The sequence below is a fragment of the Stenotrophomonas sp. genome (genome assembly GCF_032103445.1).
In the GTDB taxonomy this organism is placed as follows: domain Bacteria; phylum Pseudomonadota; class Gammaproteobacteria; order Xanthomonadales; family Xanthomonadaceae; genus Stenotrophomonas.
Window position 1 is genome coordinate 1 of record NZ_DAMDFR010000025.1, and the last position, 19,816, is coordinate 19,816.

At 66.5% G+C, this 19,816-nt stretch carries 18 protein-coding genes; 6 read left to right on the forward strand and 12 right to left on the reverse strand.

The annotated features are described in order from the left end of the window. Nucleotides 1–232 precede the first annotated feature (232 nt). The 3 genes from RT551_RS10905 (at nt 233) to lpxH (ending at nt 2,835) form a co-directional block, all read left to right on the forward strand. The gene (locus RT551_RS10905) at nt 233–1,369 is read left to right on the forward strand and encodes a glycosyltransferase family 1 protein (protein WP_313458480.1); all 1,137 of its coding nucleotides are present in this window, start codon (nt 233–235) and stop codon (nt 1,367–1,369) included. Next, on the forward strand, nt 1,350–1,883 hold the full coding sequence (locus tag RT551_RS10910; RefSeq protein WP_313458482.1) for a phosphatase PAP2 family protein: 534 nt from the start codon (nt 1,350–1,352) through the stop codon (nt 1,881–1,883). The genes RT551_RS10905 and RT551_RS10910 overlap by 20 nt, the downstream gene beginning before the upstream one ends. Before the next feature lie 211 nt (nt 1,884–2,094). Next, nucleotides 2,095–2,835 carry a UDP-2,3-diacylglucosamine diphosphatase gene (gene lpxH, locus RT551_RS10915; RefSeq protein ID WP_313458484.1) on the forward strand — a complete coding sequence of 247 codons (741 nt, stop codon included), beginning with the start codon at nt 2,095–2,097 and terminating at the stop codon, nt 2,833–2,835. 34 nt (nt 2,836–2,869) lie between these two features. On the opposite strand, the gene RT551_RS10920 is transcribed toward lpxH, so the two are convergent. Continuing rightward, entirely contained in the window at nt 2,870–4,123 is a 1,254-nt protein-coding gene (locus tag RT551_RS10920) for a zinc-dependent metalloprotease (RefSeq protein ID WP_313458487.1), read from the reverse strand. A gap of 213 nt (nt 4,124–4,336) precedes the next feature. On the opposite strand from RT551_RS10920, the gene RT551_RS10925 reads away from it, so the two are divergent. Beyond that, nucleotides 4,337–5,824: a DUF2235 domain-containing protein gene (locus RT551_RS10925; protein WP_313458490.1), complete on the forward strand. Its 1,488-nt coding sequence runs from the start codon at nt 4,337–4,339 to the stop codon at nt 5,822–5,824. Between the two features lie 154 nt (nt 5,825–5,978). Here RT551_RS10925 and RT551_RS10930 read toward each other — a convergent pair whose 3' ends face one another. The 7 genes from RT551_RS10930 to RT551_RS10960 form a co-directional block, all read right to left on the reverse strand. Continuing rightward, nucleotides 5,979–6,761 carry a ferritin-like domain-containing protein gene (locus tag RT551_RS10930; protein WP_313458571.1) on the reverse strand — a complete coding sequence of 261 codons (783 nt, stop codon included), beginning with the start codon at nt 6,759–6,761 and terminating at the stop codon, nt 5,979–5,981. Nucleotides 6,762–6,833: 72 nt separating this feature from the next. Further along, entirely contained in the window at nt 6,834–8,300 is a 1,467-nt protein-coding gene (gene purF, locus RT551_RS10935) for an amidophosphoribosyltransferase (RefSeq protein WP_311190325.1), read from the reverse strand. 28 nt (nt 8,301–8,328) lie between these two features. Further along, entirely contained in the window at nt 8,329–9,111 is a 783-nt protein-coding gene (locus RT551_RS10940; RefSeq protein ID WP_313458493.1) for a CvpA family protein, read from the reverse strand. Nucleotides 9,112–9,166: 55 nt separating this feature from the next. Next, nucleotides 9,167–10,189 (reverse strand): SPOR domain-containing protein, encoded by a 1,023-nt coding sequence (locus RT551_RS10945; RefSeq protein WP_313458495.1) that lies wholly within the window; start codon nt 10,187–10,189, stop codon nt 9,167–9,169. 113 nt (nt 10,190–10,302) lie between these two features. After that, nucleotides 10,303–11,577, reverse strand: a complete 1,275-nt coding sequence (gene folC, locus RT551_RS10950; protein ID WP_313458497.1) for a bifunctional tetrahydrofolate synthase/dihydrofolate synthase — start codon at nt 11,575–11,577, stop codon at nt 10,303–10,305. Nucleotides 11,578–11,600: 23 nt separating this feature from the next. Continuing rightward, nucleotides 11,601–12,245 (reverse strand): histidine phosphatase family protein, encoded by a 645-nt coding sequence (locus tag RT551_RS10955; RefSeq protein ID WP_313458498.1) that lies wholly within the window; start codon nt 12,243–12,245, stop codon nt 11,601–11,603. Nucleotides 12,246–12,460: 215 nt separating this feature from the next. After that, complete coding sequence (locus tag RT551_RS10960; protein ID WP_313458501.1) at nt 12,461–14,626, reverse strand: S46 family peptidase; 2,166 nt, start codon at nt 14,624–14,626, stop codon at nt 12,461–12,463. Nucleotides 14,627–14,866: 240 nt separating this feature from the next. On the opposite strand from RT551_RS10960, the gene tdh reads away from it, so the two are divergent. Continuing rightward, the gene (gene tdh / locus RT551_RS10965; RefSeq protein ID WP_282297893.1) at nt 14,867–15,889 is read left to right on the forward strand and encodes an L-threonine 3-dehydrogenase; all 1,023 of its coding nucleotides are present in this window, start codon (nt 14,867–14,869) and stop codon (nt 15,887–15,889) included. Nucleotides 15,890–15,971: 82 nt separating this feature from the next. Here the strand turns inward: tdh and RT551_RS10970 are convergent, their stop codons facing one another. Next, a complete protein-coding gene (locus RT551_RS10970) occupies nt 15,972–16,673 on the reverse strand; it encodes a TorF family putative porin (RefSeq protein ID WP_313458502.1) in 702 nt (233 codons plus the stop codon). Nucleotides 16,674–16,862: 189 nt separating this feature from the next. Here RT551_RS10970 and kbl point away from each other — a divergent pair, with 189 nt between their 5' ends. Then, nucleotides 16,863–18,074 (forward strand): glycine C-acetyltransferase, encoded by a 1,212-nt coding sequence (gene kbl / locus RT551_RS10975; RefSeq protein ID WP_313458503.1) that lies wholly within the window; start codon nt 16,863–16,865, stop codon nt 18,072–18,074. On the opposite strand, the gene RT551_RS10980 is transcribed toward kbl, so the two are convergent. From RT551_RS10980 to RT551_RS10990, 3 genes are all read right to left on the reverse strand, one after another. Further along, on the reverse strand, nt 18,075–18,419 hold the full coding sequence (locus RT551_RS10980) for a hypothetical protein (protein ID WP_313458505.1): 345 nt from the start codon (nt 18,417–18,419) through the stop codon (nt 18,075–18,077). An 83-nt stretch (nt 18,420–18,502) separates the two neighbouring features. Then, on the reverse strand, nt 18,503–19,282 hold the full coding sequence (locus RT551_RS10985) for a pseudouridine synthase (RefSeq protein ID WP_313458508.1): 780 nt from the start codon (nt 19,280–19,282) through the stop codon (nt 18,503–18,505). A 21-nt stretch (nt 19,283–19,303) separates the two neighbouring features. Beyond that, nucleotides 19,304–19,813 (reverse strand): hypothetical protein, encoded by a 510-nt coding sequence (locus RT551_RS10990; protein ID WP_313458511.1) that lies wholly within the window; start codon nt 19,811–19,813, stop codon nt 19,304–19,306. Nucleotides 19,814–19,816: the final 3 nt, after the last annotated feature.

The window sequence follows — 19,816 nt, forward strand, 5'->3', positions numbered from 1 at the left end:
TTTCTACGAGCCCCCATGGATGGGTTTACGGCGTGTCCCGCAAACCCATCCCGGCACGCCCAAACACGGGAACCGATGACCATCGGCTGTTCGCCAAAATCCAACAGCAGCCGGGCAAGCCCGGCTCTACGGCAATCAGGCGGCGCATCAAACCGCGTCATCCGCCGGTAACAGCCGCGTCATGTCGGCTACATCGCCAGCGCCGAGCATGCGCGGAAACTGGAGGCCCGCCATGCGCTATGCCATCGTCACCGAAACCTATCCCCCGGAGGTCAACGGTGTGGCGTTGACCGTGCAGGGCCTGGAAATGGGTCTGCGCGAAGCAGGCCATCAGGTCGATCTGGTGCGACCGCGCCAGGGCGACGAAGCCGATGGCGGCGATGCGCTGCTGGTATCTGGGGCCGGCCTGCCGCGCTATCCGGGGCTGCGCTTCGGCCTGCCCGCCCCGAAGCGGCTGGCCCGGCAGTGGCAGCAGCATCGACCCGATGCCATCTACATCGCCACCGAAGGCCCGCTGGGCTGGTCCGCGCTGCGCACTGCGCGGCGGCTGGGTATTCCGGTCGCCACCGGCTTTCATACCCGCTTCGATGAGTATCTGCCCGACTACGGCGTGGCCTGGCTGCAGGCCGCCGCCATGCGTTGGATGCGCCGCTTCCACAACCAGGCTGACGCGACCCTGGTGCCGACCCAGGAACTGCAGCAGTTCCTGACCGGCCAAGGGTTTGACCGCGTGCGCCTGCTCGCCCGCGCAGTGGACAGCACCCAGTTCGACCCGCAGCGGCGCGATCCGGCGCTGCGCGAGGAATGGGGTATCGACGGCAACGGATTTGCCGCCATCTACGTCGGTCGCATCGCGCCGGAGAAGAACCTGGGCCTGGCGGTGAAAGCCTTCCGCAAGCTGCAGCAGGTCCGCCCCAAGGCACGCTTCGTGTTCGTCGGCGACGGTCCCTCGCGCGAAAAACTGGCGCATGAGAATCCAGACTTCATCTTCTGCGGCGTCCAGCGCGGCGAAGCGCTGGCGCGTCACTTCGCCAGTGGTGACCTGTTCCTGTTTGCCAGCCGCAGTGAAACCTTCGGCAACGTCACCCTGGAAGCCATGGCCAGCGGTGTCGCTACGGTGGCCTTCGACTACGGCGCAGCGCGCGAGTACCTGCGCACCGATGAGAGTGGCGTGGCCGTGAACGATGACGAACAGTTCCAGGCCGCGGCAGTGCGCCTGGCCGAACAGGACAGCGAACGCCAGCGGCTGGGCCGCAATGCCGCGCTGGCGATGAAGCGGCTGCATCCACAGCAGGTCGTGGCGGAGTTCGACGCCCTGCTGACCGAACTCGCCCACGCCCGGAGGCCCCATGCCGATCATGCCGCTTGATGCGCTGCGCGGACGCGAAACCCGGTGGTGCCGTCGCGCCAATCATTATTGTCGTCGCCGCCACGTGCGCCGCCTGTTCGCGACCGTCAGCCGTCTAGGCGATGGGGTGTTCTGGTACGCGCTGATGGGAGCGCTGGTGGTGGTGGACGGCTTCGATGGCCTGCGCGCGTCGATCCACATGGCCGCCACCGGGGTGATGGCACTGCTGCTTTACAAGGGGCTGAAGCGCTGGACGCGGCGGCCGCGGCCGTTCGCCGCCGATCTGCGCATTCGCGCCTGGGTGGCCCCGCTGGACGAGTTCAGCTTCCCGTCCGGGCATACGCTGCATGCGGTGTCGTTCACGATTGTCGCGCTGGCCTACTACCCCTGGCTGGCACCACTGCTGGTGCCGTTCACGCTGGCGGTCGGGCTGTCGCGGGTGGTGCTGGGGCTGCACTACCCCAGCGATGTGCTGGCCGCCACCGCGATTGCCACCGCCCTGGCCGGTGCCAGCCTGCGTTGGTTGCCGGTCTAGGACACGCATGGCGTGTCCCTACAGGTCGCCCGACCCAACATCACCGGGCGACCCCATCCCGGGCGACCAAGGATCGTAGTGACACGCCATGCGTGTCAAAGCCATGATCCTGTGCATGTAAGCCGCCATGCGTGTCAAAGCCATGATCCTGTGCACGTAAGCCCGCCATGCGTGTCCGCGCGTGCACGGGTATCGGAATACAATGTCGGGCATGACCACGCTGTTCATTTCCGACCTGCACCTGGACCCCAGCCGTCCAGCCATTACCGACCTGTTCCTGGCGTTCCTGCGCGATGAAGCCATGCAGGCCGAGGCGCTGTACATCCTGGGCGACCTGTTCGAAGCCTGGATCGGCGATGACACGCCCTCGCCCGCCGCCGATGCGGTTGCCGATGCCCTCAAGGCCGTGGCCGACGCGGGCGTGCCGGTGTACTTCATCCGCGGCAACCGTGATTTCCTCGTCGGCGAGGACTATGCCCGCCGTGCGGGTTTCCGCATCCTGCCCGACCCCACGGTGATCGACCTGTACGGCCGGCCTGTGCTGCTGGGGCATGGTGACCTGCTGTGCACCGACGACGTGGCCTACCAGCAGTTCCGCGCGCAGACCCGCGACCCGGTGTTCCAGGCGCAGTTCCTGGCGCAGCCGCTGGCCGCGCGCATTGCCTTCGCGCAGAAAGCACGCGATGCCAGCCAGGCACGCCAGTCGGACATGAAGCAGGGTGACCGCGCCACGTTCGAGACGGTGACCGATGTGGCTCCGGACGAAGTGGTTGCCACCTTCGTCCGTCATGGCGTGGACACGATGATCCACGGCCACACGCACCGCCCGGCCATCCATGCAGTGGAAGCCGGTGGCCGCGCCTGCACGCGCATCGTGCTGGGCGACTGGTACGAGCAGGGCTCGGTGCTGCGGGTCACACCGCAGGGCTGGACGCTGGATTCGTTGGCGTAAAGCGAAGTGCCCACCAACGGTGGGCACCTACCCCTTACCGGAATGCGGCGATGGTCGCCTTGGTGTTGACCAGCACGCGCTGGTTGTCCGCGCTGGCGGCAATCCCCATCGGCACGCCGTTGTAGCTGATATTGGGATTGGACCAGAAGTTCAAGCGCGGGCAGCCGCTGGTGCAGTCATAGGCCATGATCGTGCGCCAGCGCGAGCCGCTTGCCGGCTGGTAGCGATAGCCATGACCGTACGCATACGGGCTGGTGCTGGGATCGGTGGCGATGTCATGCCGCGCGCTCTGCAGATGGCCGATTTCATGCGCGAACGAGTAATACCCGGTGGCGCAGTCCCAGTACACCGCCGCAAATGCGGTGGAGGCGCTGGAACCGATGCCTGAGGCCAGCCCACAATAGCTGCTGTTGTTGATCAGCAGCACGGCCACGTCGGCGGCGGTGCTGTTGCGGGTGGTGTGGATGGCATCCATGTAGCCATCACTGGTGGAGCGGAAGCGCGCCAGGTCGGTGCTGAAGTTGCCCGACTCCGTGTACGCCACCGCCTGGTAGTTGGCCAGCTGCAGGGTGATGCCCACGTTGCTGTTGACGTAGCCCTGGTTGGACTCGGCCACGGCCAGCTGCACCAGCGACTGCATGTTGCCACCGTAAGCACTGACCGCCGCATTGGTGGCCGCCACCAGCACGCGGATGGTCGCGGGCGTACCGGACGACGCGGCCGCTGCGGTTACCTTCTCGTCCACCGCCATGTCGATCTTCGGCAAGGCGTTGTAATCGGCGGTCGGATGATCGGCCGGCATGCGTGACTCGTCCACCTGGACCAGCATGTGCCGGCCATCGCTGACCGGGCGCAGGCGATACAGCTGACCGTCCTTGCGGATCGAACCGGTCACGGTCTGGCCGTCGCTGACCAGAATCACGGAATTGCCCGGGTCGTTGGTGCTGGCACGGGTCAGTTTGTCCGACGCCGAACGCAGCTGGCCGTACCAGATGCTGCCGCCGTCGGGCAGGCTTTCAACGCGTTGCTGAAGCGCCTTCACCTGCGTCCCCAGCAGCGCGAACTCCAGTTGCCGCTGCCCCGGCACCACGGCAGCCGCGTCCACCCGGACCTCTTCCACCGCCGCGGTGGACGGGGCCGACAACAGCGCCTGCACGGCCGGCTGGCTGGCGGCGCTGGCGCGGCTGAGCACCGTCACCGGTTCGAACAACGGGGCAGCGGCGGCAGTTCCCACGCCCACCAGGCACAGCGCTAACACACCTGCGGTCTTTCTCATCGAACTGGACATTGTGTCGTTCTCCGTGAGTGAACAGTCATGGTTGTTGGTGCGCTGCCGCCCCTGTCAGCAGCCACGTCATATGGCTTCAATCGTTCGTGTGAATACAAGAGGTCTGCCCGGTCAATGTCTGGAACTGTGATCGGCAGCCACGACGGTTCAGCTATGTCGCGTAAGTACCGCTTTCGCGTTAACGTGGCCGTGCATCGACCGGGAACCGACGCCATGGCAGGGCAACCTGATGAGACCGACCTCGTTTCGCTCCAGATCGGCCTGTTCTTCGACGGCACCCGCAACAACGCCGACAACCTGCAGCATGCCTCCCGCCCTGCCGGCAGCACCACGCCCGCCCCGCGTCCACCGGCCCCGGCGGTGCTCGCCGATGATGCGTCGCCGTACCAAAGCCGCCTGACCAGCAGCTACAGCAACGGGCTGACCAACATCGCGCGGCTGCACGCGCTGTATCCGGACCACCGCGTCGCCTCTCCTGCCCTGCCCGGGCTGTTATCGCTGGCGATCTACATCGAAGGCGCGGGCACCCGCACCGGGGAAGACGACGACCTGATGGGGCTGGCGTTCGGCATCGGCCGCAGCGGGGTGATCGCCAAGGTCCGGCGTGCGCTCGACGAACGCCTGCCCGAGGCGTTGCGGGCGCTGGCGCAGGCACGGCCCGGCCGGGTGCTGGGTGCGGTGCGGCTGGACCTGATCGGGTTCTCGCGTGGGGCGGCTTCGGCCCGCGACGCGGTGAACCGGCTCAATCGCGCCGACGGCGGGAACTGGCTGCGCGAACAGCTGCGCCGCACCGGCTGGCAGCTGCAGGGCGACGCGGTGGTGCCGTCACGCCCGGTACGCTTCGTTGGCCTGTTCGATACCGTGGTGGCGATCGATTCCCGCCAATCCGACCAGCAGCCACAGGTTGCGCTGAAGGCCGGTTGCGCCGACACCGTGGTGCAGCTCACCGCGCGCGACGAACATCGCCATCATTTCGCTTTGAGCACGGTGGCACCGACCTTCGAGGAAATCGCCCTGCCCGGCGCGCACGCCAACATCGGCGGCGGTTATGACCAGCGCATCGAAGGCCCCAAGCTGCTGACCCGGCCACAGGGTCAGCGCATCCGCCAGCATGACGTACCCGATACCACGGCACCGCCGCTGTCGCTGCTGCGCAGCACCCAGGTCTACGTTCGCGCGCAGGCCGCATGCCGGCGCTGGCAGCAGGCGCTGGGGTTGGATGACAACGCGGTATGGGTGGATGTCTGGCATCGCTGGCAGCAGATGCGCGTGGCCGGCAGCGACAGCGTGCTGCCGCAATGGGTGTTGTTCGCGCATGCGGCGGTGGTGTTGAAGCGCGAGATTGACTGGCGTTACCAGCTGGTGCCATTGCGGCTGATGCATGCACGCGCGGTGGCAGCCGGTGTGATGTGGCAGCAGTCGCCGGATGCGCTACCGGGGCTGGCGTTACCGGGCGAACTCCGGGACATCGCCGCGCGATTACTGGCGGGCCAGGCGCTGGATGCGGCGCAGGAACTGCGATTACGCCAGCGCTATCTGATGCAGTCGGCGCACTGGAATTTTGATGCGCTGGGGGATACCGCGTTGTTGTATGCCGCTGATGAGGGTGTGCGGGAGTTACCGTATCGTCCCGGGCCCGGGTTGTTCTACATCAACCGGCCAACGGAAGACGGGAAGCGCGTGGTGTTGGCCAACGTCTGAAACGATGACGGACCCCGAGGACACGCATGGCGTGTCCCTACAGGTCGCCCGACCAAACAGGTCGCCCGACCAAGGGTCGTAGTGACACGCCATGCGTGTCAACGCCATGATCCTGCGTTCGCGGACACGCCATGATCCTGTGCACGTACCAGCGTCAGACGCGCGTTCCACCTGCCTGCTCCACCAGGTCGGCCATTTCTTCTTCGTCAAACCCGGCCAGCAGACGCGCTTCCAGATTGAACGGCCCATTGAGATAGCCGCCCGCGTACTCCTTCAGCAGCGCGATGAAACGCGCACGCGGCTCCACCCCTTCGCGGGTGCAGTACCACCGATACCAGCGCGAGCCGGCTGCCACATGCGCCACTTCCTCGCGCAGGATCACTTCCAGCACGTCGGCGGTGGCGTGGTCGTTGGCCGACCGCAGCTTGGTGATCATGCCCGGGGTGACGTCCAGTCCGCGCGCTTCCAGCACCCGGGGCACCAGCGCCATGCGCGACAGGCCATCGTGCGCGGTTCGCTCGCACATCTCCCACAGGCCGTTGTGCGCGGGGAAATCCCCGTAGCGGTGACCGTGCGCTTCAAGACGCCCCTGCAACAGCATGAAGTGGCGCGATTCGTCATCGGCAACGCTGACCCAATCGGCGTGGAATGAGGACGGCAGCCCACGGAAGCGATATACCGCGTCCCAAGCCAGGTCGATGGCGTTCAACTCGATATGCGCGATGGCGTGAATGAAGGCGGCCCGCCCCTCCGGGCTGCCCAGCCCACGCCGTGGCAGCTCGCGTGGGTGCACCAGCTGCAGCTGCGGTGGGCGACCGGGCATGCGGATCGCCTCCGGCGGCGGCGCATCGGCAGCGACCTTGAGCTGCCCGTCGCGGAACTGCCGGGCATAGTGCTGGGTGAGTGCGACCTTGCGCAGTGGGTCGGCTTCGGCCATGCACTGCTGCGCGGCACGCAGCAGGTCGGTGGCCGCGGCATCGAGCGGCAGCGGTACGCTCACCGCCACGCCTCAGGCGCGGCGCTTGTGCTTGGCGTCGTCCGAACGCAGTTGCTGGATGCGCTCGAAGTAGCCCGGCTCGATGCCGGTCGGATATACGCCGGTGAAGCACGAGGAGTCGAAGTTCTTCAGCTCCTGGTTGCCTTCGCTCACCGCCGCTTCCATGTCTTCGATGTCCTGGTAGATCAGCCAGTCGCAGCCCAGGTGCGCTTCGATCTGCTCAACGGTGCGGTTGTGCGCGACCAGCTCTTCAGCCGCAGGCATGTCGATGCCGTAGATGTTCGGGTAACGCACCGGCGGTGCGGCGCTGGCCAGGTACACCTTGCGTGCGCCTGCGTCGCGCGCCATCTGCACGATCTGTTGGCTGGTGGTGCCGCGCACGATCGAATCGTCGACCAGCAGCACCACGCGGTTGCGGAACTCCAGGTGGATCGGGTTGAGCTTGCGGCGCACCGACTTCACCCGTTCACCCTGCCCCGGCATGATGAAGGTGCGGCCGATGTAGCGGTTCTTGATGAAGCCTTCGCGGTACTTCACCCCGAGCACGTTGGAGATTTCCAGCGCGGCATCGCGCGAGGTATCCGGAATCGGAATGATGGTGTCGATGTCGTGGTCCGGACGCAGGCGCAGGATCTTCTCGCCCAGCTTGATGCCCATGCGCATGCGCGCCTTGTGCACCGAGACGTTGTCGATCATCGAGTCCGGACGCGCGAAGTACACGTACTCGAAGATGCACGGGGTGTGTTCGACCGGGTCGGCGCACACTTCGGAGAACAGCTCGCCGCGTGCGGTGATCACCAGCGCCTCACCCGGGCGCACGTCGCGCACGCGCTGGAAGCCCAGTACGTCCAGCGCGGCCGATTCGGACGCCACGATGTACTCGTCACCTTCTGCGTGGCTGCGCTTGCCCAGCACCAGCGGGCGGATCCCGTGCGGGTCGCGGAAGGCGACCAGGCCCAGGCCCAGCACCACGCTGACCACGGCATAGCCGCCCTTGCAGCGACGGTGCACGCCGGCCACGGCGCGGATCGCCGCTTCCGGGCTCAGCTGGCGCTGCGCGTCCAGTTCATAGGCGAACACATTCAGCAGCACTTCGCTGTCCGAATCGGTGTTGATGTTGCGGCGGTCCTGCTCGAACACCTGCTGGCGCAGGGCTTCGGTGTTGATCAGGTTGCCGTTGTGGGCCAGAGCGATGCCGTACGGCGAGTTCACGTAGAACGGCTGCGCTTCATCCATGCCTTCCGAGCCGGCGGTCGGGTAACGCACATGGGCGATGCCGACGCGGCCTTCCAGGGTGGACATGGTCTTGGCATCAAAGACGTCGCGGACCAGGCCGTTCTTCTTCTGCACACGCAGGCGGGTGCCGTCGGCGGTGGCGATGCCCGCCGCGTCCTGGCCGCGGTGCTGAAGGACAGTCAAGCCGTCATACAACTGCCCGGCGACGTTCTGGTTGCCGACAATACCGACGATGCCACACATGGTGCGAATCTCCGCTGGGCCGAGCCCATTACTGTGAAGGTGGCCGTGCCTGGCCGGGGGAACCGTTCCGGGCTGGAACGGGCTCGTCCGGGCGCACCAGCGCCGGGTCGAGATTCTGGGGGGAACCTGGCTTTTGCGCCCACACGTCGGCGGGGTCCACCGCCTGCTGCGGGGTCTCATCCAGCGGTCGCGGCCATCCGCGTCCACCCAGCAACTGGCCAAGCACGCCATTATCGCCTGTCTGGGCCGGCTTGCCCAACCCTGCCGCTGGCAGTTGGGCCAGATTCACTTCCGGCAGCGCCGCCGGCAGCTGCTGCATGTCCTGCAGGTCAGGCAACTGCGGCAGTTCCGGCATGCGCGGCATCTTGGCCTGCATCCAGCCCACGCCCGGGTCGAGCACGGCGCGCAGGTTGGAATCGCGCCAGGATGGCTCCCGGGTCAATGGGGTATACGAGCCCAGCAGCAGCAGGGCGCAGCCGATCAGGGCCCCCCGTGCCAGGCCGAGGCCGCCGCCGAGCATGCGGTCGGCGCTGTTCATGCTGGTCGAGCGCACCGCCTGGCGGATCACCAGGCCAATGCCCCACACCGACACCATCACCAGCAGGAACACGGTGAGGTAGCCGGCGAAGTAATGGCCGGTGCCGGGAGCAGCCGGGGCCGACCACCAGCCGGCGGCGCTGCGCCCGAACATCAGCGAAGCCCAGCCCCCCAGCAACCAGGAGAAGGTGCTGATGACGATGCTGACAAAGCCGCGCATCAGCCCCAGCAGCGTGGAGATGCCGATCACCACCAGCAGGACGAGGTCGATCATGCGGCCCCCTGCTCACGGCGGGAGCCGAACTGCCGGCAGGGGCGCGCCCCGACCATCAGGGATGAGGCCGGACCATGCCGGCCACGCCGACCTTGGACGCAACCTGGGCCTTGAGGTTCTCCGCCTCGGCTCGATTGGCGACCGGGCCGACGCGCACGCGGTGCAGCGTGCCCTTGTCGGTGCGTACCTGCTCTACAAAGGCGCTGAAGCCCGCAGCGCGGACCTTGTCGCGCAATGCGTTGGCGTCTTCGGCCTTGCCGAAGGCCCCCAGCTGCACAGCGAAGCCGACACTGCTGGCGGCCGGTGCGGCCGGGACGGCTGCCACCGGCTTGGCCGGTGCGGGCGTGGCCGGCTTGGTTTCCGGCTTGGGTTCGGGTTTCGGGGCCGGCTTGGGCGTCTCCGGCTTGACCGCCGGCTTGGCGGCAGCGACCGGCTCAGGCGGCAGCGCCTCGGTGGTCACGGCGGTCGACGCAGCGACGGCACTGGCGCTGGAGGCCGGTGCCGGTGCCGGCGCAGCCGCTGCCGGGGTGTCGGCGCGCGCGTCGAGGGTCACCACTTCGGCCTTCACGTCATTGCGGACCTTGACCGCCTCCAGACGCGCGGCTTCGGCTTGGGCGCGGTCAGCGTAGGGTCCTACCCGCACGCGGAAGGCCTGGCGACCGTTGATGGTGGCCGGCTCGCTGAAACCGGGCAGATTGGAACGCTTGAGGTAGGCGATGACCGCCTCGGCGTCCTTCTGGCTGGCGTAGGCACCGAAGCTGACCGCATAGTTGCCCGCGGCGACCGCCGGCGAGGTGTCCGCGGGGGCGGCAGCGTCAGCCGGCGTAGCAGCGGCCTCATTCAAAGGCGCGGTGTTGGAAGCAGCACCCTGCAGGCCGGTCGCGCCACCGGCCGGAGCCACCAGCGGCAGCTCGCGGGTCTGGAACTGACCATCGGCCGGTGCCTCGGGCGCGGTAATCGGAACGTTGGCCACGCCGCTGTCCGGCGCAGGGCCCTTGACCAGCATGGGCAGGAAAATCACGGCCAAGGCCACCAGAACGATGGCACCAATCAGTCGCTGTTTCAGAGGAGTATCCACGGAAGGCAGGCAGGCGGCGCGGCGGAATGCCGGCTTGATTATAAGGGGGTGGGCAGTGATCGCGTCCAAGCCAGCTGAATGATGGCCACGACGCGTGTCTCAAGCGGAACGGATCAGGGCGTGGACTGCAGCCATTGCAATGCCTGTGCAGCGGTGTGGAAGGAGCCCAGCACCAACACGCGATCACCCGGCTGTGCACCGGACACCACCTGTGCCAGGGCGTCTTCCACCGTGGCATGGGTGCGGGCATCGGCGGCGACGGTATCGGCCAGCCGCGCCTGCAGCGCCTGTGCGCTCTGCGCGCGGGCACCGTCCAGCCCGGCCAGATGCCAGGCCTGCACGCGATCGGCCAAGGCATTGACCACGCCCACGGCATCCTTGTCCTGCAGGGCCGCGAACACCGCCAGGGTGCGGCCGGCGGCCGGCGCGGCCTTCAGGGCGTTCGCCAGTTCGCGAGCGGCCTGCGGGTTGTGGCCGACATCGACCAGCACCTCCACGCCCTCACGCTGGAACGCCTGCAGACGGCCGGCGATGCGTGCGTTGGCCACGCCTTCGACGATGGCCGCGCGCGGCAACGGACGGTCCAACGCGCGCAGCGCGGCAATCGCCGAGGCGGCATTGCGCAACTGGATCGGACCCCGCAGGGCCGGCATCGGCAGTTCGATGCGCATGCCGACATCACGCCAGCGCCAGCGCTGGGCGTCGATCACATCCGCGAAGAAGTCGCTGCCACCGCGGATCGCGTTGGCCCCCAGCAGGTAGGCGCGCGCCAGCACGCTGGACGGCGGATCGGTTTCGCCCAGGATCACCGGCTTCCAGCCACGGATGATGCCGGCCTTCTCCGCGCCGATCGCTTCGCGGTCCTCGCCCAGCCATTCGCTGTGGTCGATGTCCACGGTGGTGATCACGGCGACGTCGGCATCGACGATGTTGACCGCGTCCAGGCGACCGCCCAGGCCTACTTCCAGCACCGCCAGATCCAGTTCGGCCTGGCCGAACAGCTGCAGCGCCGCCAGCGTGCCGTACTCGAAGTAGGTCAGCGTGGTCTCCCCGCGGGCGTCCTCGATGGCGTTGAAGGCGCTGATCAGCGCCGCATCGCTGGCATCTTCACCGTCGATGCGTACGCGCTCGTTGTAGCGCAGCAGGTGCGGCGAGGTATACGCCCCCACCTTCCAGCCCGCCGCACGGCCGATGGCCTCGATGAAGGCGACGGTGGAACCCTTGCCATTGGTGCCGCCGACCACGATCACGCGCTTGCCCGGTGCGCCCAGCCCCATGGCCTGGGCAACGCTGCGCACACGGTCCAGCCCCATGTCGATGGAGGCGGGGTGCTGCTGCTCGATGAAGGCGAGCCAGTCGTTCAGGGTCTGCGGGCGGAGGGTGGTCATGGCAATGAATCGTGTTCGTGGAATTACAGCGCGCGGTGCTTGGCTTCGCCGAAGAACGGGGTGTGGTGGGCGCAATCGTTCAGACGCACCACTTCCAGGCTGTCCAGGTCCGCACCTTCAAGCAGGTTGAGCGTGGTCGGAGCCTGGCGGAAGGTCCACAGGCGCGACAGCGGCAGGCCCAGGATGCGGCACAGGATGACGCGGTTGACCGCATCGTGCGCCACCACCAGCAAGGTGTCGTGTTCGCCGAGGCCTTCGGCGGCGCGCGCCAGGCCGCGCCAGCTGCGGTCCAGCACCAGGCGCAGCGACTCGCCGCCGGGCATCAGCACGGTGTCGGGCTCTTCACGCCAGGCACGCAGGCGCGAGGGATCCTTTTCGTGGATCTCACTGGCCAGCAGGCCTTCCCATTCGCCATGCGCGATTTCCTGCAGGTCCGGTTCGGTCAGCAGCGACGCGGCGCGTTCGCTGCCCAAGGCCAGCTGCGCGGTGCGCTGTGCGCGCGACAGCGGCGAGGCCACCGCGCGGGTGATGTCGACCGAGGCCAGCCGGGCACCGAGTGCCTGGGCCTGGGCCTCGCCGATCGGCGACAGCGGGATGTCGATCTGGCCCTGGTAGCGGCCTTCGGCGTTCCACGGGGTTTCACCGTGACGGGCAAGCAGGATGCGCATGCGAACTTGAGATCCTTGAAAGGGAAGACAGTCGCAATCGTTCACAGAACGTGAACGATCGTGGGGGAGCTGCATTCTACCGTGTCGGCAGGCCGCAAGGCCGGGTTGTAACACCGGCAACAAAAAACCCCTCAGCCGTCGCTGAGGGGTTGCCTGGAAACACGCGCGGAAATTCCCGTAGTGCCGGGCCATGCCCGGCAAAACGGGGTCGCGCCTCACGGAGTGAGGCTCAGCTCCTTCAGCAGCTGTGGGGCCGGAGCCACTTCCTGCATGATCCACTGCATGTAGCGGCTGTCCACCGCGATCATGCGGGTCATCACCGGATCGAATACCCAGTTGGAGCTGACCGATTCCCAGTTGCCGTCAAAGGCCAGGCCGACCAGCTTGCCGTGCGCGTCCAGCACCGGCGAACCGGAATTGCCACCGGTGATGTCGAGGTTGGACAGGAAGTTGACCGGCACCGAACCGATGCGCTTGTCTTCCAGACCGCCGTAGCGCTTGTCCTTGACCGCGTCCAACAAGGCCTTCGGCGAGTCGAACGGGTCGGCCCCGGTTTCCTTGGCGGCAACGCCTTCCAGCGTGGTGAACGGGGTGTAGGCCACGCCGTCCTTCGGGGTATAGCCCATCACGTTGCCGAAGGTGATGCGCAGCGACAGGTTGGCATCCGGGTAAACGAACTCGCCCTGGCTCTTCTTGTAGTCGGCCAGCGCCTGCAGATACGCCGGACGGGCGATCAGCGACTCGCCTTCACGGGTCTTCTTCTGCTCTTCGATCTTCAGCAGTGCCGGGGTGATGGCGACGGCGTACTGGATGACCGGGTCGGTGCTGGCCTCGAACGCGGCGCGGTCGGCCTTGAACCACTTCAGGCGCTCATCCAGGCTGCCCAGCTGGGTGCCGGCCAGCTTCTTGACCAGACCGTCGACGGCAGCCGTATCGGTACCGCCCAGCCACTGGTTCAGCACTTCGTTGCTGCGCTGCGCCGGCGGCAGGGCCACGTACTGGTTCAGCCAGTACTGCTGAAGCTGCTGGTCCATGCGCGCCACGTAGCGGCGGTCCATCTGGCGCAGGCTGCCTTCGATGGTCGGCAGGTCGCGGTCCTGGTAGCCGGCCTCACGCTCGGCGTCCGGCTTGGCGCGCTCCAGCGACAGGCGGTACAGCGCCAGCGCCGCACCCACCGCCGAAGTGTTGTGGAACTGGCCGACGAACAGGTCGCGCTCACGCGTGGACTTGCTGGTGTCCAGGTGCTTGAGCAGCTGGGCGTGGGCGGCCAGCGCGGGCTTGCCGGCGGTGCCCTGCTTTTTCAGCCACGCCAGCACGGCGGCTTCTTCCGCCTGCTTCTGGCCGGCCGCGTCGATGCGCTTGAAGCCTTCCAGCTGGCCCGCGTAGTTCTTGGCCACGTTGTTCATGCTGGCGGCGGTGTTGGCGTACTTCACCTTGATGTCGGGATCGGCCTTGCCAGCGGCATCGATCAGCGCCAGTACCGCGTTGTAATGACGCGCGATCATCGGGTAGGTGAAGTTGGCGGTTTCATTGAACTCGCCCACCAGCGCGTAGCGGTTGGTACGGCCCGGGTAACCGGCCACCATCACGAAGTCGTCCGCGCCGAGCGGCTGGTCGGCGAACTTCAGGAAGTGCTTGGGCTGGTACGGGACGTTGTCGGCCGAGAACGCGGCCGGTTTGCCGTCCTTGCCCACATAGGCGCGGTAGAACGAGAAGTCGCCGGTGTGGCGCGGCCACATCCAGTTGTCGATGTCGCCGCCGAACTTGCCGACGCTGCCCGGGGGCGCGTAGACCAGGCGAACGTCCTTGATTTCCATGTTGCGGAACAGACGGTAGGTGTTGCCGCCGGAGAAGCTGTACAGGCGGCAGCGGAAGCCGGCTTCGGCTTCACATGCGGCGGTCTGGGCCTTGTCGAACGCTTCCAGCGCGCGGGTGCGGGCCAACGGGTCTTTGCCGGCGGCGGCAATGGCGGCCTTGGCCTGGTCGGTCACGTCGGTGATCTGGTCGAGCACGAACACGCGGGCGTTGGGGCCGGCGCTGAGCTCGTCCTTCAGGGTCGGCGCATTGAAGCCGTCCTTGATCAGGTTCTTCTCGGCGGTGGAGTTGAGCTGGATCGCACCGTAGGCGCAATGGTGGTTGGTCACCACCAGGCCCTGCGGGGACACGAAGCTGGCGGTGCAGCCGCCCAGCGCCACCACCGCGCCCATCGGGTCGCCGGTCAGGTTGGACAGCTGTTCCGGCGAGAGCTTCAGCCCGGCCTTCTGCAGCGGGCCGGCGATCTCCGGCAGCTGTTGCGGCACCCACATGCCTTCAGCGGCATGGGCGACCTGGACCAGCCCCAGGCTGGCAATGACGGAGAACGCAAGCAGATTCGAGCGCATGGAGCGGCCCTTGGTGAAAGAACCCCGAAGTCTACCGCGCCCGACGCGCCGGCCCTCCCGGCCGTAAGTAATGGCAGGATTGTCCATGTGCCCGCCCGCACGTATGGGTACGGTAGAGCCACGCCCTGCGTGGCTGGCCGCGCGCCCCCCAACCCGCACCGCAACATGGATTACCCCCCTGCCCCCTTTATAATTCCGCCTTTCCCCCTGATGAGCTCCACCCCGATGGCGCAGCAAACAATGAAAGCCCTGGTCAAGCGCGAAGCCGCCAAGGGCATCTGGCTGGAAGAAGTGCCGGTCCCGACCCCGGGCCCGAACGAGGTCCTGATCAAGCTGGAAAAGACCGCCATCTGCGGTACCGACCTGCACATCTACCTCTGGGACGACTGGAGCCAGCGCACCATCAAGCCGGGCCTGACCATCGGCCACGAGTTCGTCGGCCGCATCGCCGAGCTGGGTTCGGCGGTCACCGGCTATGAAGTGGGACAGCGTGTGTCGGCTGAAGGCCATATCGTCTGCGGCCACTGCCGCAACTGCCGCGGCGGTCGCCCGCACCTGTGCCCGAACACCGTCGGTATCGGCGTCAACGTCAATGGTGCCTTTGCCGAATACATGGTGATGCCGGCCAGCAACCTGTGGCCGATCCCGGACCAGATTCCGTCCGAACTGGCGGCCTTCTTCGACCCGTACGGCAACGCCGCGCACTGCGCGCTGGAGTTCGACGTGATCGGCGAAGACGTGCTGATCACCGGTGCCGGCCCGATCGGCATCATCGCCGCCGGCATCTGCAAGCACATCGGTGCGCGCAATGTGGTGGTGACCGACGTCAACGATTTCCGCCTGAAGCTGGCGGCCGACATGGGGGCCACCCGCGTGGTCAACGTCGCCAACACCTCGCTGAAGGACGTGATGAAGGAACTGCACATGGAGGGCTTCGACGTGGGCCTGGAAATGAGCGGCAACCCGCGCGCGTTCAACGACATGCTCGACTGCATGTACCACGGCGGCAAGATCGCCATGCTCGGCATCATGCCCAAGGGCGCGGGCTGCGACTGGGACAAGATCATCTTCAAGGGCCTGACCGTGCAGGGCATCTACGGCCGCAAGATGTACGAGACCTGGTACAAGATGACCCAGCTGGTGCTGAGCGGTTTCCCGCTGGGCAAGGTGATGACCCATCAGCTGCCGATCGATGAATTCCAGAAGGGTTTTGATCTGATGGAAGAAGGCAAGGCCGGCAAGGTGGTTCTCAGCTGGAATTGAGGCTGACGCGCCTGCGGTACGAAAAAGGCACCCAGCGGGTGCCTTTTTCTTTGGTCATGAGGTTGCCGGCCAGCGGCCGGCACTACTGGCCAACAGCGACCGTAAACACCACGCGGTCATCGGCATTCTTGCCGAAGTTGTAATCGCCGCTGCTGTCGGTGCCGTAGTAGCCCAGGCCGAGGGTGAACAGGCCCCAGGTGCGGCTGACCCCGATGTTCCAGTCGGTATAATCCTTGGCCACGTCCTTTTCAAACGTGCTGCGGCCAATGTTCGCGGTCAGCACGAAGTCCTGCGGCAACGTCCATTCCGTACCCGCCGCGTAGTACCAGCCATCGGTGTCGGTGTTCCAGACATCGTTGCTGTAGGCCACGGTGACATTGAAGTGCTCGGCGAACGTGGTCTTGGTGATCAGCTCGTTATAGGCAAGCTCGCTCGAACCCGGGTAGGAATAGCGGTTGAGCATGACGTCGAAATTGACGCTGTCGGTGATGTCCACGCCATAACCGATGAAGTAATCAACCTCGGCATCCGGTCCACCGTCGCCAAAGTCCACACCCGAGCCCCAGATACCGGCATACAGGCCGACCGGCGAGGTGTAGGTGAAGCCGGCCTGCACGGTCGGATCTTCGTCAGTCTGCGAGGCACCACGGAATACGTAATCGGAAACGCCGGTGACGTTCCAGCTGAAGGGAGACTCGGCCTCGTCCTGGGCACTGGCGACAAACGGGGCGAACAAGGCGGCGCAGAGCACAACGGCGGCGGTACAGCGCGTGGCGTGGTTCATGCGGGGTCTCTCCGGGACGTGGGTGGGGTGTGACGTGGTTTACAGTTTTTTAACCTGATTGATATTGCGATGCAACAATCACATGCGCAACTGTTTTTCCGCCCCCTCCCCTCTGCCTTTGAACGACCGGACCCCGGACCTGGCCCGGGCAGGTAAAATCGCGGTTTTCCGCCTATGTGACCGCCTGCCATGACCGACACCGCCAACGCCCCGCTGACCCGGCACTATGTTGAGGAACTGGAGGCGATCCGCGCCCAGGGCCTGTTCAAGTCCGAGCGCATCATCACCAGCCCGCAGTCGGCCGAGATCACCCTGGATGACGGCCGCACGGTGCTGAACTTCTGCGCCAACAACTACCTGGGCCTGGCCGACCATCCGGACCTGATCCAGGCGGCCAAGGACGCCCTGGACAGCCACGGCTTCGGCATGGCGTCGGTGCGCTTCATCTGTGGCACCCAGGACCTGCACAAGCAGCTGGAACAGCAGATCGCCGGCTTCTTCGGCAAGCAGGACACCATCCTGTACGCGGCCTGCTTCGACGCCAATGGCGGCCTATTCGAACCGCTGCTGGGTGAGAACGATGCAATCATTTCCGATGCGCTCAACCATGCCTCGATCATCGACGGCGTGCGCCTGTGCAAGGCCAAGCGCTTCCGCTATGCCAACTGCGACATGGCCGATCTCGAAGCGCAGCTGCAGGCGGCCGATGCCGCCGGTTGCAGGACCAAACTGATCACCACCGACGGCGTGTTCTCAATGGACGGCTTCATTGCGCCGCTGGATGAAATCACCGCCCTGGCGAAGAAGTACAACGCGCTGGTGCACATCGACGAATGCCACGCCACCGGCTTCCTGGGTGCCACCGGCCGCGGCTCGGCCGAAGTGAAGGGCGTGCTGGAGAAGATCGACATCATCACCGGCACCCTGGGCAAGGCCATGGGCGGCGCGCTGGGCGGCTTCACCACCGCCAGCGCCGAAGTGATCGAACTGCTGCGCCAGCGCTCGCGTCCGTACCTGTTCTCCAACTCACTGCCGCCGCACGTGGTGGCCGCCGGCATCAAGGCGTTCGACATGATGGCCGCCGCCGACGACCTGCGCACCACGCTGCAGGAAAACACCGCCTATTTCCGCGAGAAGATGACCGCTGCCGGCTTCGACGTGAAGCCGGGCGTGCACCCGATCAGCCCGGTGATGCTGTACGACGCACCGCTGGCACAGAAGTTCGCCGAGCGCCTGCTGGAAGAAGGCATCTATGCGATCGGCTTCTTCTTCCCGGTGGTGCCCAAGGGCCAGGCGCGCATCCGCACCCAGATCAGCGCGGCGCACACCCGTGCGCACCTGGACCGCGCGATTGATGCGTTCACGCGGATTGGCGTGGAGCTGGGTGTGATCAAGGGCTGATCATTTCTTTTTCTTCTTGCCGTCCTTGCTCGCCACCACCACCGGTTTGGTGGCGGGCTTGGGGGTTGGCCGGGCCTGCGGATTGCCCTTGGCCACGCGGATGCCGTTGGCCTTCATCCAGGCGTCGAACTCATCGGCGCTCATCCGCTTCTTGCCGTCGCTCATGTGGAAGCGGTAGCTGCCACGTCCGTCCAGCTCCGGCAGCTTCAGCTCCACCACCTTGTCTGTGACCGGCGGAGTCGCTTTGGCGGCCTGTTTGTGTCCGCCGCAGGCGGTCAGCACGACCGCTGGCAACAGCAGGCAGGCCCCGCGCAGCAGCGGGCGGAAAGATTGAACGATGAACATGGCACTTCTCCCGGTAGTGGTCAGTCTGTAGAAGCAGGCCGTCCATTGCCCGGTGGTGCGCCCGCTCCCCAGCGGGCCACACACTAGATTTCAGCCCCGGCACCTCCGGCCGTGGCGTACAACAGTTCAAGGTCGTGTGGCTGCAGTTCGCGCCAGCCCCCTTTGGCAAGCGTTCCCAGTTGCAGCTGGCCTATCCCCACTCTGATCAAACGCAGAACGGCGATATCGAAGGCCGCCATCAGACGCCGGATGTGACGGTTGCGGCCTTCTTCCAGCACGACTTCCAGCCAGGCGGTCTTCTCGCCGCTGCGCAGCAGCCGCACCTGGCGGGCGCGCAGGAACTCGCCGTCGTCGTCAACGCCAGTGCACAGCGCCGCCAGCTGATCAGCAGAGGGAATGGCGTCGACCTGCACGTGGTAGGTCTTGTCCGGGCCGGTCGTGGGGTCGGTCAGGCGCGCCGCCCACTGCGGGTCGTTGCTGAACAACAGCAGGCCTTCGCTGGCCTTGTCGAGCCGTCCCACCGGTGCCAGCCAGGGCAAACCGGCACCGTCGAAACAGCGGTACACGGTGTCGCGGCCGCGCTCGTCCTGGACGGTGGTGACCAGTCCGCGCGGCTTGTTGAGCATGAGATGGATACGCCGGGTGCTGCCCAGCGGCTGGCCGTCCACCTTGATCTGGTGGCGGCCATCGACGATCGGAAATTCGGGGTTGTTGATGGTGCGCCCATCCACCGTCACCCGGCCGTCGGTGATCCAGCGCGCGGCCTCGGTGCGCGAGCACACCCCCGCTTTGGACAGGACCCGCGCCAGACCATGGCGTGGCGCGGCAGTCGGCGCGGCAGGGGGGCGGCGGGTGGTTCGCATCGCTCTGTCGCGCGCGGCGACTTACTTCTTGTCCGGCTTGGTCTCGGCCGCCGGTTCAGCTGCCGGGGCTGCAGCAGCGGCCGGAGCCGGACGTGCCTTGACCACGCGAACGCCACGCGCCTTCATCCACGCGTCGAATTCCTCGGCGGTCATGCGCTTGCCGTTCTGGCTCATGTCAAAGCGCCACGGCGTGTTGTCGAACTCGGTCTTGGGCTTGTACGCGGCCGGATCGTTCGGGTTCACCGCCGGCGCGCCCGGCATCGCCTTGGCGATGTTCTGGCAGCCGTCGATGCGCAGGCGCTGCAGTACGCGGTCCACCGACTGCTGCTGATCATAGGTGGAAACGAGCACACCCGCGGGCATGCCCAGCTGCGAACCGCGGATGGCGAATTCGTCGGCGACCGGCGCAATCGCCGTTGCCGGCAGCGGCAGCGGCGAGACACTGGTGGCCTGGGCGGAGCAGTCCACGGCGGCGTGAGCGGCGGGAACCAGGGCCAGGCCGAGCGCGGCGGCCAGTGCGATACGCAGCATGGG